Here is a 17658-nt window from a genome sequence, read left to right as displayed (position 1 = left end):
TCCTTCGGGTCGGCGCCGCCCTGCGGCTCGGTCATCGAGAAGCACGAGACGATCTCGCCGTCGAGCAGCGGCTGCAGGTAGCGCTGCTTCTGCTCCGGGGTGCCGAACATCGCGAGGATCTCGGCGTTGCCGGTGTCGGGAGCCGCCGTGCCGAAGACGGTGGGCGCCCAGTAGGAGCGGCCGAGGATCTCGTTCATCAGCGCGAGCTTCATCTGGCCGAAGCCGTGGCCGCCCAGCTCCGGTCCCAGGTGACAGGCCCACAACCCCTGCTCGCGGACCTGCGCCTGCAGCGGCTTCAGGATGGCTCGCGACGCCTTGTTGTGGACGTCGTACGGATCGCCCCCGTGCGGGAAGAGCAGGTCGAGGGGTTCGCACTCCTCGCGGACGAATCGTGCCATCCAGTCCAGCTTCTCCTGGAACTCAGGCTCGGTCGAGAAATCCCACATGCGTCGCTCCGCGGTCGGTCGAGGCCGTCGATATCGAGGCCCCGGAATGTAGAGGCCCTGGAATTCGGATTCAGGTGTCGAGGTGGGCCCGGTCGTCGCCCGGCCGCCGGTCGTGGGCGGATCCGACCTCGACGCCGCGGGCCTGCGCCAGCAGCGCGACCACCCGTTCGTAGTGCTCGGCGGGTGCGCCGAACAACACCTCGTCGACCTTCACCCGGCGCAGGTACAGGTGCAGGTCGTGCTCCCAGGTGAAGCCGATGCCGCCGTGCGCCTGGAGCGCCTCGCCGGCGAGTGCGCTCATCCCCTCGGCGGTGAACGCCTTGGCCGCGCTCGCTGCCAGATCGCTGTCGTCGGCCCCGGCGTCCAGCGTCATCGCGGCGTAGTAGGTCGCGGCGCGGGCGCCCTTGACGAGCGTGAGCATGTCCGTGACCTTGTGCTTGACCGACTGGAAGCTGCCGAGTGGCCGGCCGAACTGCTCGCGCACCAGAACGTGCTCGACGGTCATCTCGAGCAGCCGTTCCCCGGCGCCGAGGGCGTCCGCGGCGGTGAGGACGCCTGCCGCGGCCACCAGCCACCGCACCTGCGCGGGCCCGCTCGCGGCGACGTGGGTCGCGGGTACCCGGATGCCGGTGAGAGCCACGTCGTACCAGCCGCGCGTCTCGTCGAGCGTGCGGCGGCGGCGGGTGCCGCCGGGCGGCGTCGGCACCAGGACGGTGGCGGGACCGTCGTCCGTCGAGGCGGTCACGAGCAGCCAGTCGACGGCCGCGGCGGCCTGGACCGCCGTCACATGGCCGTCGAGAACCAGCGCGTCGCCGTCGCGTGCCGCGCGCACCGTGCCGTGGTGGGCGAGGCTGGCCCGCGCCTGGCCGTTGGCCAGCGCGGCCGCCACCGGGCCGAGCTCGGGGTGTCCGGACCGGGCCGCGGCGAGCGCCACCAGCGCGGTCTCGACGACCGGGCCGGGGGCGACCACGCGGCCGATCTCCTCGGCGACCAGGCTCAGCTCGACCAGCCCCTGGGCGGAGCCGCCCAGCTGCTCGGGCGCCGCGAGGCCGGTCCACCCGAGTTCCACGCCGTGCTGCCACAGTTTGTCGTCGATGTCGCCGCCGGAGCCGACGAGCGAGCGCACGCGGGCGGGAGGGCAGTGGGTGGACAGCATCGTTCGAGACACCTCGCGGAGCATCGCCTGCTCCTCGGTGAGTTCGAAGTCCACTGGGCAGTCGCCCTCCTCGTCGCTGGACCCGCGGACCGTGACGGCCGGCGGCGATCCGCATGATATAGACCAATAATCTAATTATTTGCGGTGGTTGGCAAGGAACTCTGGCGGAGGAAACCCACGGGAGGGATCCGGTCGCTCACGCGAGCCGGGCGATCTCGACCTTGAGGAGTTCGTCGAGCGTGTCGGCCGGAGGTGCGGGGAGCGTGACCGGGGCCTCGCGGGTCGGCAGCAGCACGACGGCCGTCCCGGGGGTCGTCGTCTCACCGCGCTGGTTCTGGCAGCTCAGCTCGAGGTGCACCTCGTTGCGGCCGTCCACCTGCACCTTGTCGACGACCCGCCCACGCACCCAGGTGGTGTCGCCGACGTAGTTGAACCGGCGGTGCTCGCAGCGCAGCCGGAACAGCCAGCCGTCGTCGCCCATCCAGTCGGTCAGCGCGTGGGTCAGCCAGGTCTCCCGCATGGCGCCGTAGTCGTAGCTCATCGGCAGCCCGAGCTCGGCGGCGCGCTCGGGCTCCCAGTGCAGGCGCTGCACGGTGTCGGGGATGTTGCGGGAGTTCGGCGGGTACAGCCCCGGCGCCTTCCTGCGGATCCTGCGTGAGATCCCGTACGCGCCGGGCGGGGTGAGCTGCATGCCCCAGCCGACGTGCCAGACGACGATGTCGGTGACGACGAGCGGGCCCTTGACCCGCGGCTGGATCTCCTCGCCGATCTCGACGTCCTCGAAATAGCGGGTCACGGCGCCGCGACGGGTCTCGCGGTCGTAGGCCGCGTCGATCTCGGCGAGCTGGGAGTCGGAGTAGGGCGAGAAGTCGACCGGCGGCTTGGCCGACGACCGCTGCCGGCTGGTGTGGCGTTCGGCGTTGATCCAGGTGCCCCGCTGGACGGCCACGATCTCACCCGCGCCGTTGGCGAACAGGAAGTCGTTGGTCACGTGCGCCGACCGGCCCCCGAAGCTGCTCCGCTTGTCCTGGACGCCGACCTGCGCCCGGATCATCCGGCACCGGTCGCCGGCCCGCAGCGGCCGGTAGTACTCGAACTCCATGGCCGCCTGGTACGAGCCCAGGCCGGCGAAGGGGTCGCCCTTCAGTAGCTGCTTCTGCTCCGGCGTCGGGTCCGGTGCGGCGTTCTCGCCCATGCAGTAGAGGAAGTTCGGGGGAGCGATCAGCCCGCCCCAGCGGGTGGTGCGGCCGTAGTCGCGCTCGCAGTAGAGCAGGTTGTCGTCGCCGTAGCCGTAGGCGAAATGGCGGGTGGCGTCGACGTGCACCTCGGTGATGTGCGGCGGGCGCAGGCGCTGCGGAACCCCGGTCCGTCGCCGCGCCCGTTCGAACGCCTCGTCGGTGAGGACGCCGTAGGTCGAGGTCTGCTGTGTGGTCATACCCGTTCTCCTCTTCTCCCGTCGCGTCGGTCGAGTCCTCGAGCTCCCGCGCCCGTCGAGCCCGTCGAGGTGCGCGGCGTCGTCGCGGCCGCCGTGGTGTCCCCGGCGCGTGTGTCAGGTCGCGGTGGGCCGGCGGGCGAAGATCTGTTCCCGGACGAGGGCGCGGCTCACCTTCAGCGACGGGGTACGCGGCAGCGCGTCGACGATCGCGAGGTCGACCGGCCGCTGGTAGCGCGTCAACCGGGCCGAGAGGAACTCCATCAGCTCCGCCTCCGTCGCGGGCGCGCTCAGCGTGACCGCGACCACCGGGACCTCGCCCAGCCGCGGGTCGGCGATCCCCACTGCCGATGCCTCGTCGACCGCCGGATGCTGGGCCAGGGCCTCCTCGATCACGCTCGGTGGGATCTTGAAGCCGCCGCGGCTGATCGCGTCGTCGGCCCGGCCGTGGATGAACAGGAAGCCGTCGTCGTCGATCGAGGCCAGGTCGGTGGTGCGGATCCAGGCACCACCGTCGTCGGACAGCTGTCCCCCGCGCGCCTCGAGCAGCCCGACCGCGCCCGGCGCGAGAACCGTCGCGCTGTCGCGATCCACCACCCGCAGGTCGATGCCGTCGTACGCGCGCCCGACGCTGCCTCGCTTGCGAGTGCCCCATTCCCGCTTGTCGTCGATGGTCCAGCCGGCGATCGCGCCGGCGAACTCGGTGGCGCCGTAGGTGCCGAGGACCGGGACCCCGTAGCGGTCTTCGAAGGCGTCGGCGAGTTCGGCGGGCAGGGGCGCGGTCCCCGAACCGACGGCGAAGACGTTCTCGAAGACGTCCCGAGGCAGGTCGGCGTTGAGCACCATGCGCATCGCGGTCGGGGCGAGGCGGACATAGCCCGGCCGGTGGCGGCGGACGAGCTCGGCCCAGGCCTGGACCTCGAACTTCTCGAGCAGGGCGATGCTCCTGCCCTCCATCGCGTGGGCGATCGCGAAGTAGAGGCCGCTGATGTGGGCGAGCGAAGCCCAGAGGATGGCGGTCCGCCGGTGCAGGCGAAGCTCCCGGCCCTCGTCGACGGGGGTTCCCGCGGCGCGGAACGCCGCGGCCATCCGCTGGTAGGTGAGCTCGACGCGCTTGGGCCGGCCGGTGGTGCCGCTGGTCATCATGAGGACGGCGACGTCGGCGGCGGGCTTGTACGCGGGGGACGACGGGGCCGGCATCGGGTGCCGGACGAACGCCCGGCCGGGGCCGGTGCACAGCGCGATCGCGCCGACAGCCGCCGTGGCCTCGACCATCGCGGCGCGGGTCCAGTCCTCCTTGTCGGCGACCACCACGTCGGGTGCCAGATCGACGATGTCCTCGGCCAGGCCGGTGTCCCCGAGATGCGGGCTCAACGTCACGACCGTCCGGCCGGTGGCGATGGTGGCGATCACGGAGCACAGCTGGCCGGGACGGTTGCGCAGCACGATCCCGATCTGCCGGGCCCGCGGGTACTCGGCCAGCAGCGCGTCCAGATCGGTGATGGCGTCGGCGTAGTAGGACCAGGGAAAGGTGCGGTCACCGAAGGTCAGCGCGGTCGCGGCGGGGTCGAGCGCCAGCACGCCGAAGATCCGCCGGGCGATCAGGCTGCGGGCGCTGTCTCCGACGGACGACGCCGAGTCATGCGTGCTCATGCGGGCCTTTCCGGATGGTCGATTCCGTGGCGAGCGGGCGGTACCGCGCCATGACCGAGGCGGTCCAATCCGTTCACCGTGCACTATAGGTGCAATAAGATAACTGATAGGTCGGTTGCCGGCGAGCGTCCGCCGTCGCTCGGCCGCCCTCGGCGATCTTGTGGTGGCGGTGCGGGCCTCGAGGGCGGCCACGTTGACAGGCGGAGAGTCGCCTCCTAGCTTGTTCTCTCAGCAGAATTATGTTCAAGGTAGTGAACTCGATGAAGGGGGTTGCCGTGCGGGACGCCGTCATCGTCGAAGCGGTACGGACGCCGATCGGTCGGCGCAACGGCACGCTGCGAGGCGTTCACCCGGTCGATCTGGCCTCGGACGTGCTCCGGACGCTCACCGAGCGCGCACAGGTCGCACCCGAGCTCGTCGACGACGTCATCTTCGGGTGCGTCACCCAGATCGGTGATCAGTCGACGAACGTCGCCCGCCTGGCCGTGCTGGCCGCCGGCTGGCCGGAAGGCATTCCCGGCGTGACGCTGGACCGGGCCTGCGGCTCGAGTCAGCAGGCGCTCCACTTCGCCGCGGCCGGGGTGATGGCGGGCCAGTACGACCTCGTCGTCGCCGGCGGCGTCGAGTCGATGAGCCGGGTGCCGCTGGGCTCGGCCCGGGCCGTCGGCGAGCCGTTCGGCCCCCGGGTGCGCGCGCGCTACCAGCGGGACAGCTTCAGCCAGGGTCTCGGCGCCGAGGAGATCGCGCACCGGTGGGGCCTGTCCCGGACCCGGCTCGACGAGTTCGCCCTGGAGTCGCACCACCGCGCGATGGCGGCCGCCGACTCGGGCGCGTTCGACGCGCAGCTCGTCCCTGTCGAGGGACCGGACGGCGTCCTCACCGCCGACGAGGGGGTGCGGCGGGAGACGACGCTCGAGAAGCTCGGTGCGCTGAAGCCCGCGTTCCGCGAGGACGGGGTGATCCACGCGGGCAACAGTTCCCAGATCTCCGACGGCAGCGCGGCACTACTGATCACGACCAGCGAACGGGCGGCCGAGCTGGGCCTGCGACCGCTCGCGCGCTTCCACGCCGGTACGGTCGCCGGTGACGATCCGGTGATCATGTTGACCGCTCCGATCCCCGCGACGGAGAAGGTCCTGAAGCGGGCGGGGCTCACGATCGCCGACATCGGCGTGTACGAGGTGAACGAGGCGTTCGCGAGCGTCCCGCTCGCCTGGGAGATCGAGACGGGCGCCGACCACGCCCGGCTGAACCCGCTCGGCGGCGCGATCGCGGTCGGCCACCCGCTCGGTGCCTCGGGCGCGATCCTGATGACCCGGATGATCCATCACATGCGCGACCACGGCATCCGCTACGGCCTGCAGACCATGTGCGAGGCCGGTGGCATGGCCAACGCGACCGTCATCGAGCTGATCGATGCCTGACGCCGGGCCAGACCCGGGCCGCGGCATCGACGGTTTCTCCCGCCCGTCGCCCCGAGGAGCGTCATGAACCTGAAGTCCGTCCCGGCATTCGTCACCGGCGGCTCGTCCGGCCTGGGCCTCGCGACCGCGTGACGCCTGGCCGCCGCGGGAGCGGAGGTCGCGATCGCCGATCTCAACCCGCCGGGAGAGGATGTCCTCGCCGCGCTCGGTGACCGGGCCGTGTACATCGAGACCGACGTCGCCGACGAGGCCTCGGTGAACCACGCCCTGGACATGGCCCAGCAGGCGCACGGCACGCTGCGCGCTGTCGTGCACTGCGCCGGCCGCGGCGGAGACCGTGTCCGCATCCTCGACCGGGACGACCGGCCGGGTGCCCTGGACACCTTCGCCGAGGTCGTGCGGGTGAACCTGATCGGCACCTACAACGTGCTGCGCCTGGCGGCCGCGCGGATCGCCGCGGGCGAGCTCGTCGACGGCGAGCGTGGCGCCGTCGTGCTGACGGCCTCGGTCGCCGCGTTCGACGGCCAGATCGGGCAGACGTCCTACACCGCGTCGAAGGCGGGTGTGCACGGGATCACGCTCGTGGCCGCGCGCGACCTGGCCAGCCGGCAGATCCGCGTCAACACGATCGCGCCCGGCGTCTTCGACACCCCGATGCTGGCCCGGCTGCGCCCGGACATCCGCGAGGCGCTCGAGCGCACCGTGCCCCATCCCAGTCGGCTCGGCTCACCCGAGGACTACGCCCACATGGCGATCAGCCTGCTCGAGAACCCGTATGTGAACGGCGAGACCGTCCGGCTGGACGGGGCCATCCGGATGGCCCCTCGCTGAACCATCCCGTCCGCCGGCCGCCGGCGAAACCCGCCTGAACGTCCGTCCGAAACGGGTCCGGCGGCCGGCGCGCCGGCCGGGTCAGGAGAACAGCTCGACGACGGACTTGTTCCTGAGGTCGTCCTTGAGCAGGTACTGGGCCGCGGCCTCCATGTGCGAGCGCCAGTGCCGCTCCGCCATGTCGGCGTTCCGGTTCCGGATCAGGCTGATGAACCTCTCGTACGAGCGGATCACCCGCTGGAAGCGCTCCGGCGTGTCGTTCTCGTCGTAGCGCTGGACCCGCGTGCGGATGTGCGTCGCCACGATGTCCTGCAGGACCGCGCCCTGGACCGCCAGGGTTCTGTTGCCCGAGCGCTGCAGGATCAGTTCGTGGAAGCGGTAGGTCAGCGACGACCAGACGTCGGGGTCCGGCACGAACGTCCCGTGCTTGGCGACCTCGGCCTTCAGCGCCTCGACCACCTCGGTCAGATCGGCGATGTCCTGGTCCTCGCGCCGCTGCGCGAGCAGCCGCGCACAGGCCGGCTCGGAGACCATCCGGGCCTGGTAGACGTCGTCGATCGTCGTCCCCTGGATCTGCAGCTGCAGCCCGACGGCTCGGGCGGCGACCGAGAGGTCCGGCGTGGTCACCTGCGCCCCGCCGCGGCTGCCCCGGCGGACACTGATGAGCGACTCGGCCTCGAGGATGCGGAACGCCTCGCGCAAGGTTGGCCGCGACACACCGAACTGCTCCATCAGCTGGGTCTCGGGTGGCAGGGTCTGCCCGGTCCGCAACTCGCCCCGCACCACCTGACCTCGCAGGTGAGTTGCGATGATCTCAGCGGTCTTCGGGGCGCGCACGATCATGCCGACCTGCGCAGTCGAGCTTCTCAAGCCGCTCACGCACGCTCCAAATCGTCAGCTAGGTGTGAATAGAGTAGCTGGTGCTCTGATTGGCGTCAGATTCGTAGAGTACCGCTCTCCCTGCAGATGGTGATGTAGTAAAATTGTTAAGCTAAGTTAGCGTTAATGATAGCGTGGGTAGCGCCCGAGCCCCACGCGGGGGCGTGGTGGCCGCCTCGGAGCCGGGACACCCGGATCTCCCGCCCCTCGTCGAGCATCCGCCGGTGAGGCTGCGGGTGCTGAAGGTCACCTCCGCGAGCGTGTCGGGATCGCGTCCGCAGATCCCCACTCGGCAGCCTTCGGTCGACAGGTGGGCGGCGATCGCGTGCCCGATGCCGCGCTGCTTCACCGGCTGCTTCGCGCGCTGACCAGATCCTCGCCGAGGCGGCTGCGGGTCTCGGATCCGCGGGCGGTGTCCGATCCGGCGGTAATGTCGGGCCCGCCCACACGGTCCGACCTGGTGCGGAGGTCGTCCCGCAGCCGGGCGAGCGTGCGCGCCATCGCCTTCGGAGTGCTGGTGGTGCGGCCGCTCAGCCGCTCGAACACCATGACGGGCGCCGCGCCGGAGAGCTCGAACGTCTGGCGGAGCCGGGTGCCGGCAGCGGTCGGGGTCAGCTCGAAGCGCCACAGCGTGCTGTCCGGCCTGGTGCCGGTGCGCACGGTGCGGTACGCGAAAGCCACGCCGGGCTCGGCGGTGACGATCTCGCACTCCCGGCTCCAGCGGGCGCCCCGGAAACGGTTCCAGCCGCGGAAGCGGGCGCCCGGCAGCGGCGCGGCCGCGCCGTCGAGCCACGCGCAGCGGTAGCACTCCGGGCTGTGGCGCGCCATCCGGATGACGTCCGCGATCGCCTCGTACACCTGCTCCGGGGTGGCCTCGATGACGATCTCGGCCTGTCCTCGCAGGGTGACCGGTCCTGGGCTCGCGGCGGTGACGCCGTAGGCGGCGCGGACACGGCGGTGGTAGCCACGGCGGGTGAGGGCGAGCAGCACTGGGAACACCGGCCCGAGCTGGGCGGCGGTCTCGGCCATCCGGGTCGGGCCGGCCGCGTCGAGCCACGGCAGTGCGAAGCCGAGCCGGATCCTGCTCCCGCGCTGCATCCGCTTCTCCATGGCGGCCAGTTCGTCGTCCGGTACCCGCTCGCGCAGGATCGGCACGACGACGGACTCCTCGACGGCAAGGTGCTCGTCCATCAGGGTGAACAGCGCAGTCGCGGCCGCGGCGAACTCGGCGGCGGCACCGGCCGAGCCCTCAGCCGGGCCCCCAGCTGTGGCCCGGTCGGAGGTGTCGTCCGACGCGCCGGTGGTGGCGGTCGCTGCCAGCCGGGCGAGTGCCGTGCGGACCCGTTCCATCAGCGGGTCCAGTGCGTCGTGGTCACCGGCGAGCCCGTCCAGGACGTCGAGCCCGTCCACGCGGTCGAAGGGGTCGGCGAACCGTCGCAGCAGCGGCCACAGGTGCGTGTCCTCGCCGACATGGTGGTGATGGATCACGTTGACGACCTCGTCGAGGTGCGTCCGCAGCGCGGTGAGCTGGGCCGGTCCGGCGTAGCGGCGGCCGGCGGCCAGCTGCGCGGCGAAGTCGGCCAGGCGGCGCGTCTCCGCGCGGATGCCCTCGTGAATCAGCAGGTAGGCGGTGGCGCTGGCCATCGGAGGTGCTCCCTTCCCTATGATCGATGCAGCGTGACAGTATTGGACCCAGTAGGGCTGGAGTTAAATTGGTCGGCAAGGCGACCCGCGCCTACCACTCGCCGCTGCGGGCCGCCCAGGCCCAGGCCACCCGCGCGGCGATCCTGGACGCCGCGGTCGTGCTCTTCGGCGAGCGCGGCTACGCCGGGACCACGATGCGCGCCATCGCGGCTGAGGCCGGCGTCGCGGTCGAGTCGGTCTACGCACTGGCGGGCAAGGCACGCCTGCTGGAGCTGGCGTTGGAACGCGCGGTGACCGGGGGAGGGGACGCCGACCGCGCGGACCTTCCCCTCGCCGAGCAGACCGGCTTCCGGGCGGCGCTGGACGCGCCCGACCAGCGTGAACAACTACGCCTGTTCGGACTGATGAGTATCGGCCCGGCCCGCCGTGTGGCGGCGATCAGCCGGGCGTTCATGCAGGCCAGCGTGGTCGACGAGGCTCTCGGGAAGCGTTGGCGGGAGCAGGAGGAACGGCGCTGCGCCGACATGCGGACGTTCGTCGCCGCGGTGGCGGCCCGGGGGCCGCTGCGGCCCGGGCTGACCGTCGACACCGCCGCCCGCGACGTCTGGTCGACTCTCAACTGGTACACCACCTGGCTCCTGCTGGAGGAACGCCGCCTCGACGACCGTGCCTTCGCCCACTGGGTCGAGCACACCCTCGCGTCGCTGCTCCTGCCCGGCTGACGCGGCCTGCCCGGCCACGATCTGACGTGGCGCTCGCCGTCGTGATCGCTGTGCTCGCGTCGCGGACATCTACCAGCGGGTCGGCCCTCGGCGGCGGCGGCGGCGGTACCGGCGCGGGCCGTGGGCCAGCGGCTCGTTGCTTCGCCCATGATTGCGGGCAGGCTAGGGAAGTGAACTGTTTGTGGCGTGGCGCGGGGGTGCGGGCATGGTGGCCAGACAGATGACCCCAGGCCGGGATCCTCCGATGGCAGCGGCGTCACAAGTGGTGCTGCACGCGACGGATCAGACCCGGATCGGCCGGCTGGTGCTGCCGAGCGGTTGTGTGATCCGGAAGGAGCCGCTGGGCCCGGACGCGCAGCGCCGGGTGCGCCATGAGGTCGAAATCCTCGAACGGCTGGCGGGAGTCGAGGGCGTCGTGCACCTGGCCGCCGGGGCGGCGCAGTGCGCGGGATCGATCCTGCTGGCCGATGTCGGCGGCACGGCGCTGTCCCGGCGGGAGACCCCGCTGGAGCCGGTCGAGCTGATCGATCTTGCCGTGTCGCTGGCGCACGCGGTCGCGGGGATGCACCACCGGGGGGTGGTGCACCGGGACCTCTGCCCGGCGAACATCGTGGTGAGCGAGGACAGCGGGGCGCCGTACCTGATCGACTTCGCGCTCGCCACGACCTTCTCGGTGGTCCAGCCGGAGTTCGCCCATCACGGGGCCGCGGTCGGGACCGTGCCGTACCTGGCACCGGAGCAGACCGGACGGACCGGTCGTCCGGTCGACCAGCGGGCCGACCTGTACGCGCTGGGAGCCAGCCTGTACGAGCTGGCCACCGGCGCGCCGCCGTTCGGCACGGAGGACCCGATCAGGATCATTCATGATCATCTAGCTCGGGTTCCGGACCCGCCAGGGGCGGTCGAGCCGTCCGTGCCCCCCGCACTGTCCGAGATCATCATGCATCTGCTGGAGAAGGAGCCTGATGATCGCTACCAGACCGCCGAGGGGCTGGCGCACGACCTCGCGCTGGTGCGCCGCGGCGTGGTGGCGGTGCGCCCCGGCGAGCACGATCTCCCGACACAGCCACTGGCGCCCTCCCGGCTGTGCGGGCGGGACCGGGACATCGACCAGCTTGACGCGGCGTTCGCCGAGGCCGTCACCGGGAAATCCCGCGGGGTCCTCGTCGCGGGCGCGCCGGGTGTGGGTAAGACATCCCTGGTCAACGCGCTGCGGCCGATCGCGGCTGGCGTCGACGGCTGGTTCGTCGCGGGCAAGTTCGACCAGTACCGCCGCGACCAGGAGTATGACGGAGTCCGACAGGGGCTGCGGGCGTTGGGCCGGCTGTTGCTGGCCGAGCCCGAGGACTACCTGGCCGAGGTGCGGGAGCGGATGCTGCAGGGCCTGGGCCCCAACGCCGGCCTGGTGACGGCCACCGTGCCGGAGCTGGCAGCGCTGCTGAAGGTTCCGCCGGAGCCGGGCGATCCGATGACCGCCCAGGCGCGGCTGTCGCGCACACCGGTCGAGGTGCTGCGCGCGGTGGTCTCCCCGTCGCGGCCGGTGGTGTTCTTCGTCGACGATCTGCAGTGGGCCGGGCGCACTCCCCTGGGCTTCGTCGATCTGGTCTTCACCGGCGAGGAGCAGATCGCCGGGCTGTTGCTGGTCGCCGCCTACCGCGAGGGTGACGTCGACGCCGCGCATCCGCTGGCCCCGATGCTGGCCCGCTGGCCTGACCAGACGGACGGCCCGCACCAGCTGCGCCTGGGCAGCCTGTCGCCCGTGGGACAGGCGGCCATGGTCGCCGACATGCTTCATCTGGCTCCGGAGCCCGCCGCCCGGCTGGCGCGGGCGATCACGCCCTCCACCGGCGGCAATCCGTACGACGTCGTGGAGCTGCTCAACTCGCTGCGGCGCGAGGGCGTCCTGACACCGGGCGCGGGAGGCTGGCGATGGGACGGGAAGGTGCTGCGCCGCCGGCTCGACCGGGTGGAGGTGACCGCGCTCCTGGCCGCCCGGATGTCCGCGCTGCCGTCCGAGAGCGCCGAGCTGCTGGCGGTGATGGCGAGCCTGGCGGGCCAGGTAGATCTTGATCTTCTCGCGGCCGCGACAGGCCTGCCGCAGGGCGAGGTCGAGCGGCGGCTCGCGCCCGCCTTCAGCGACGGCCTGCTGGTGCTGCAGTGCGACGGGCGACCCGGTGTCCGGTTCAACCACGACCGGACGCGCGAGACCGTGTTGGATGGCAGCCCGGCGGGGGAGCAGCGCGCACGCCGGCTGCGGCTGGCGCGGCGGCTGGCCGACCGGCCGGAGTTCTTCGCCGTGGCTGCCGAGCAGTACCTGCACGTCGTGGACATGGTGCGCAGCACCGGCGAACGGCGCAGCGTGGTCGCGCTCTTTCGTCGCGCCACCGAAGAAGCGAGAGTACTGAGTAACTATCCGCTGGTGGAGAGGTTGCTGAGCGCAGCGGTCAGGCTTGTCGACCCGACCGACACCGACATGTTGATCGCCGTCCACACCGACCGGCATGCCGCTCTGTACTGCCTCGGCCGGCTGGACGACGCGGACGACACCTACCGGACCATCGACCGGTTGTGCACCCGGCCGACCCAGCTCACGTCCGCCACGATGGTTCAGGTCATCAGTCTCACCAACCGGGGCCGCGCCGGCGAGGCGATGCGGCTCGGCCTCGGCCAGCTGCGGCGTCTCGGCATGTCGGTTCCGGAGGAGAACGCGCTCGACGAGGAGATCGACCGCGGACTCGACGAACTTCGTCGGTGGATCGACACCACCGGCGAGTCGGATGATCTGCGCAAGCCGGAGATCACCGACCAGTCCCGCCTCAGCACCATCAGGCTCGTCAACCGGGTCATGGTCGCGGCGTTCTTCTGCGACCACACGGTGATGGCCTGGCTGGCCATCAGGACTCTGCAGATGTGGGAACGCCACGGCCCGGATCGTGCCCTGGTGGGCCCGGCCAGCCACATCCCGATCGTGACCATTGTGCGCAGGGGTGACTACCACACCGGGCCACGCGTCCTGCGACGGATCCTCGCGGTTGCGCGGGCTCGCAGCTATGAGCCTGACGTGTGGCAGGCACTCTTCATCTACGTGAGCACCTGTGGCCACTGGTTCGAGCCTCTGGAGGACAACCTCCCCGACGGCCGTCGTGCGCTGGAGGGCCTTCTGCTGGGCGGCGACCTGCAGAACGCGTGCTGGACCCACTACGCACTGGTGTGCGACCTGTTGGACTGCGCTCCGTCGCTCGACGTCTTCGCCACGGCGGTCGAGGAGGCACTCGCCTTCGCCCTGCGCACCGGAAACGGGCACGCCGAAGCAACCTTCCGGTCCTACCTTCGGATGGTGCGGGCACTACGGGAACCCGTCGAGCTGGCCGGTGGCGACGCGGCCGAGCTGAGCCTGCTGGCGGCCGACCCGTTCTCCCTCGCCAACCAGCATGTGGCCCGGGCTCTCGCCACGACGGTTCTCGACCAACCGGCCGATGCGGCGCGGCATGCCGCGGCCGTGATGCCCTGCGGGGCCGCGATCGGGACGAACTATCCCATGGCGGTGGCGCGGGTGCTGCTCGCGATGACGCTGGCGGCACAAGCGCGGGCCGCCGGAGCGGATCAGCGCGACGCCGTGCTGGACGAGCTCGACGAACTGATCGAGTGGCTGGCCGCGCGCGCGGCAGACGCACCGAGCAACTTCCTGCATCTGCTGCGCCTGGTGGAGGCGGAACGGGCGTGGGCCGTCGGGGACTTCCACGAGGCGGCGTACACGTTCGACGTGGCGCTGCGCGAGGCGTCAGCCCGGATGCGCCCATGGCACCGGGCGTTCACTCTGGAACGCGCCGCACGCTTCTACCTGTCACACAGCATGGAGGCGGCCGGCCTCGCGTTCCTGCGGGCCGCCCGGGGCCAGTACCTGGAATGGGGCGCGACGGCGAAGGTCAGCCAACTCGACTGGGCCTACCCGGCGCTGCGGACCGCCGCCATGGCCGCGCCCGCGGGGCCGATCGTCCTCCCGCAGGCGGAGCAGTCCGGGCGCCGCTCGACCGTGGCGACCGGCACTGTCGACCTGCTCGCCGTGGTCGCCGCATCCCAGGCGCTCAGCTCCGAGACCAGCGTGGACGGCCTGCAGGCGAAAGTGGTGGGAATACTCTCCGAGATGACCGGCGCCACCAGCGTCCACCTCCTGCTGCGAGAAAAGGAGCAGGACCGATGGCTGGTACTCACCGGAGCCGGCGGCACCGTCTCGCTCCAGGAAGCCGGCCGGCGGCGCCTGCTCCCGGTCTCGGTCATCCGCTACGCCACCCGCACCCACGAACCCGTCGTCGTCGCCAACGCCACCCGGGACGACCGCTTTCACCGCGACCCCTACTTCGCCGGACTCAACCGCTGCTCGCTGCTCGCCGTCCCCGTCATGACCCGGGGCAGCCTGCGGGCGATGCTCCTGCTGGAGAACCGGATGATCCGCGGCGCGTTCTCCACCGAACGCCTCGAAGGCATGATGATCATCACGGGGCAGCTCGCGGTCTCGCTCGACAACGCCCTGATCTACGCGTCGCTGGAACGCAAGGTCGCCGAGCGAACCAGGCAGCTGGCCGCCACGAACAGGCAGCTTGCCGCGGCGAACCACCAGCTCGAACAGCTTTCGATCACCGACCCGCTCACCGGGCTGGCCAACCGGCGGCGTCTTGAGGAGGTACTGGCCGTCGAGTGGGAACGGGCCCGACAGCACGCCGGGCCGATTGCGCTCGCCATGGTCGACATCGACCACTTCAAGCTCTACAACGACCACTTCGGGCACGCCGCCGGTGACCGGTGCCTGCGGCGGGTCGCCGCATGCCTCGCCGGGGACATCGGCGACACCCTGCTCGCCGCCCGCTACGGGGGAGAGGAGTTCACCGTCGTGATGCCCGACACCGACCTGGCCACCGGTGCCCAGGTCGCCCGGCATCTGTGCCGTGCCGTCGAGGACCTGGCCGAACCGCACCCGCTGACGGCCGAGCGCATCATCACCGTCAGCATCGGCGTCACCGCGACAGTCCCCGCCGCCGCGGCCTCCTACGCGGCAACAGGCGACGGCATGGTCGCCTTTGTCAAGGCCGCGGACACCGCGTTGTACCGGGCGAAACACAGTGGACGTAACCAGGTGGAGACCGCAGTGCGGTAACGCTCGCCGCGGCCGGTGTCGCCGCCCTCCTCGCGAACCACGGCCTCTCGGCCTCCCGGGCCGCCCGGACTTCCCGCATCTCGGAGGACACCCGGATCTCTGAGGAGACCTCCGAGGACATCCGGACCTCGGGCGAACTCGAGCCCACCACCAGGTGACCGCCGTCGTATTAACCGGATTTGTGTCCAGCAATGTGGAAATACCGTGGAGGGGCGGGTCCGTCATCGGCTGAGCGCTCACGACGGTCGCGCCGAATCCCTCGCGTTCAGTCCGAACGGCCGGCACCTCGTCACCGGTGGCGACGGTCACGGTCGGCAACTGCTGCCCGCTCAACGACGGCGCCGCCGCGGTGGTGATCATGTCTGACGCGAAGGCGAGGTCGCTGGGCGTCACGCCGCTGGCCCGGATCGTCTCCACCGGCGTCACCGGTCTCTCGCCGGAGATCATGGGGCTCGGCCCGGTCGAGGCCTCGAGGCAGGCGCTGGCCCGGGCCGGTCTCACCATCGACGACATCGACCTGGTCGAGATCAACGAGGCCTTCGCCGCCCAGGTGATCGCGTCGGCCCGTGAGCTCGGCATCGACGAGGACAGGCTGAACGTGAACGGCGGCGCGATCGCGGTCGGCCACCCGTTCGGCATGACCGGGGCCCGGATCACCAGCACGCTGATCAACTCTCTGCGGTACCACGACAAGCAGTTCGGGCTGGAGACCATGTGCGTCGGCGGCGGCCAGGGCATGGCGATGGTCATCGAGCGGCTGAGCTGAACGGAAGGGCCAAGTGATGACCACGAGGTTCTCAGGGCAGACCGCGATTGTCACCGGAGCCAGCCGGGGGATCGGCCTGGCCATCGCCGAGCGGCTGGTCGCCGACGGCGCGAAGGTCGTCGTCACCGCCCGCAGGCGGGAGGCGCTCGACGAGGCCGTCGCCCACCTCGGTGGACGTGAGCACGCGCTCGGCGTGGCCGGCCACGCCGACGACCTCGACCACCAGGCCGAGGTGGTCAAGAGGGCGATCGACACCTTCGGAAGCGCCGACCTGCTGGTCAACAACACCGGCATCAACCCCACCTTCGGCCCGATGACCGAGCTGGAGCCGGCCGCCGCGCGGAAGATCGTCGAGGTCAACTGCATCGCCGCGCTGTCCTGGGTGCGGCAGGTGCACCAGGCCTGGATGAAGGAACACGGTGGCGCGGTCGTCAACGTCTCCTCGGTCGCCGGCCTCAGGCCCGCGCCCGGGATCGGCTTCTACGGCGCCAGCAAGGCGATGCTCACCCACATCACCCGGCAGCTCGCCGTCGAGCTCGGCCCGGACATCCGGGTCAACGCCGTCGCCCCCGCGGTGGTGAAGACGGCGTTCGCCACCGCGCTTTACGCGGGCCGCGAGGAGGAGGTCGCCGCCGCATACCCGCTGAAACGACTCGGGACGCCCGCGGACGTCGGCGGCGTGGTCGCGTTCCTGCTCTCCGACGACGCCGCGTGGATGACCGGTCAGCTGCTCGTCGTGGACGGCGGCGTCGCCCTCACCAGTGGCTTCTGACATGGCCGCGAGCGACCAGGGCATGGTTGTCACCGGCGCCGGGCACGGCATCGGCCGGGCGATCGCCACCCGGCTGGCCGCCGAGGGCGCGCGTGTCGTGGTCAACGACCTCGACGCAGAGGCAGCCGAGCGGGTAGCCGCTGAGATCGGCGGACACGCCCTCCCAGGGGACGCCGCCACCGAGGACGGGCTCGCGACGCTCGTCGACTCCGCCCGCGGACATCTCGGCGAGATCGACATCTGGTTCGCCAACGCCGGCATCGACCGGGGCAAGGGCCTGGCCGCCACCGAGGCGGACTGGACGGCCAGCCTCGAGGTCAACGTGCTCGCGCATGTGCGCGCCGCGCGCCTGCTGCTGCCAGGCTGGGTGGAGCGCGGGGCGGGCAGGTTCGTGGTCACCGCGTCCGCGGCCGGACTGCTCACCATGCTCGGCAGTCCGACGTACTCGGTCAGCAAGCACGCCGCGGTGGCCTTCGCCGAGTGGCTGTCAGCGACCTACCGGCACAGGGGCGTGATCGTCCAGGTGGTCTGCCCCCAGGGGGTGAAGACCCGGATGTTCGACGAGGCCGGCGAGCTCCAGGATCTCCTCAGCCTGGACACCGTGCTCGCCACGGAGGACGTGGCCGAGGCGGTGTGGCAGGGCCTGCGGGACGGCCGGTTCCTGGTGCTGCCGCATCCGGGCGTGGGCGACTACTACGCCGCCCGGGCCGCGGACCCGGACCGGTGGCTGACCGGGATGAACAGGCTTCAGCAACGCCTGGAGAGCCGAAGGGCCGTTTGA

11 protein-coding genes and 2 pseudogenes are annotated in these 17658 nt (G+C 71.4%); 7 read left to right on the top strand and 6 right to left on the bottom strand.

Annotated elements, in window-relative coordinates; genetic code table 11:
* The 4 genes from AC559T_RS30600 to AC559T_RS30585 form a co-directional block, all read right to left on the bottom strand.
* Positions 1-446 (bottom strand): acyl-CoA dehydrogenase family protein (locus tag AC559T_RS30600; RefSeq protein WP_498870911.1); only part of this gene is annotated, 446 nt, incomplete at its 3' end.
* 70 nt (positions 447-516) lie between these two features.
* Positions 517-1656 carry an acyl-CoA dehydrogenase family protein gene (locus AC559T_RS30595; RefSeq protein ID WP_498870910.1) on the bottom strand — a complete coding sequence of 380 codons (1140 nt, stop codon included), beginning with the start codon at positions 1654-1656 and terminating at the stop codon, positions 517-519.
* A gap of 142 nt (positions 1657-1798) precedes the next feature.
* Positions 1799-3037: an FAS1-like dehydratase domain-containing protein gene (locus AC559T_RS30590; RefSeq protein WP_498870909.1), complete on the bottom strand. Its 1239-nt coding sequence runs from the start codon at positions 3035-3037 to the stop codon at positions 1799-1801.
* A 114-nt stretch (positions 3038-3151) separates the two neighbouring features.
* Entirely contained in the window at positions 3152-4687 is a 1536-nt protein-coding gene (locus AC559T_RS30585; RefSeq protein ID WP_112106172.1) for a class I adenylate-forming enzyme family protein, read from the bottom strand.
* A gap of 260 nt (positions 4688-4947) precedes the next feature.
* On the opposite strand from AC559T_RS30585, the gene AC559T_RS30580 reads away from it, so the two are divergent.
* The gene (locus AC559T_RS30580) at positions 4948-6111 is read left to right on the top strand and encodes a thiolase family protein (RefSeq protein WP_200835269.1); all 1164 of its coding nucleotides are present in this window, start codon (positions 4948-4950) and stop codon (positions 6109-6111) included.
* Between the two features lie 63 nt (positions 6112-6174).
* Positions 6175-6942, top strand: a pseudogene (locus AC559T_RS30575) (SDR family NAD(P)-dependent oxidoreductase).
* An 81-nt stretch (positions 6943-7023) separates the two neighbouring features.
* On the opposite strand, the gene AC559T_RS30570 reads toward AC559T_RS30575, so the two are convergent.
* Both AC559T_RS30570 and AC559T_RS30565 read right to left on the bottom strand, forming a co-directional pair.
* Positions 7024-7821 (bottom strand): FadR/GntR family transcriptional regulator, encoded by a 798-nt coding sequence (locus AC559T_RS30570; RefSeq protein ID WP_112106175.1) that lies wholly within the window; start codon positions 7819-7821, stop codon positions 7024-7026.
* A 345-nt stretch (positions 7822-8166) separates the two neighbouring features.
* Positions 8167-9465 (bottom strand): SRPBCC family protein, encoded by a 1299-nt coding sequence (locus AC559T_RS30565; protein ID WP_498870908.1) that lies wholly within the window; start codon positions 9463-9465, stop codon positions 8167-8169.
* 68 nt (positions 9466-9533) lie between these two features.
* Here AC559T_RS30565 and AC559T_RS30560 point away from each other — a divergent pair, with 68 nt between their 5' ends.
* The 5 genes and pseudogenes from AC559T_RS30560 to AC559T_RS30540 all read left to right on the top strand — a co-directional run bounded on the left by AC559T_RS30560 (position 9534) and on the right by AC559T_RS30540 (position 17658).
* Positions 9534-10187: a TetR/AcrR family transcriptional regulator gene (locus AC559T_RS30560; protein ID WP_368953634.1), complete on the top strand. Its 654-nt coding sequence runs from the start codon at positions 9534-9536 to the stop codon at positions 10185-10187.
* A gap of 205 nt (positions 10188-10392) precedes the next feature.
* Positions 10393-15339, top strand: coding sequence for a diguanylate cyclase (locus tag AC559T_RS30555; RefSeq protein WP_498870907.1), 4947 nt, complete (start codon positions 10393-10395; stop codon positions 15337-15339).
* 298 nt (positions 15340-15637) lie between these two features.
* Positions 15638-16105, top strand: a pseudogene (locus AC559T_RS30550) (acetyl-CoA C-acetyltransferase); the annotation flags it as partial.
* Between the two features lie 16 nt (positions 16106-16121).
* A complete protein-coding gene (locus AC559T_RS30545; protein WP_112106182.1) occupies positions 16122-16877 on the top strand; it encodes an SDR family oxidoreductase in 756 nt (251 codons plus the stop codon).
* A 1-nt stretch (position 16878) separates the two neighbouring features.
* Positions 16879-17658: an SDR family NAD(P)-dependent oxidoreductase gene (locus AC559T_RS30540; RefSeq protein ID WP_112106183.1), complete on the top strand. Its 780-nt coding sequence runs from the start codon at positions 16879-16881 to the stop codon at positions 17656-17658.

Source organism: Frankia sp. Hr75.2 (assembly GCF_949319125.1).
GTDB lineage: Bacteria > Actinomycetota > Actinomycetes > Frankiales > Frankiaceae > Parafrankia > Parafrankia soli.
The sequence above is the reverse complement of the archived record's forward strand: the minus strand, read 5'-3'. Positions and strand labels throughout refer to the sequence as shown.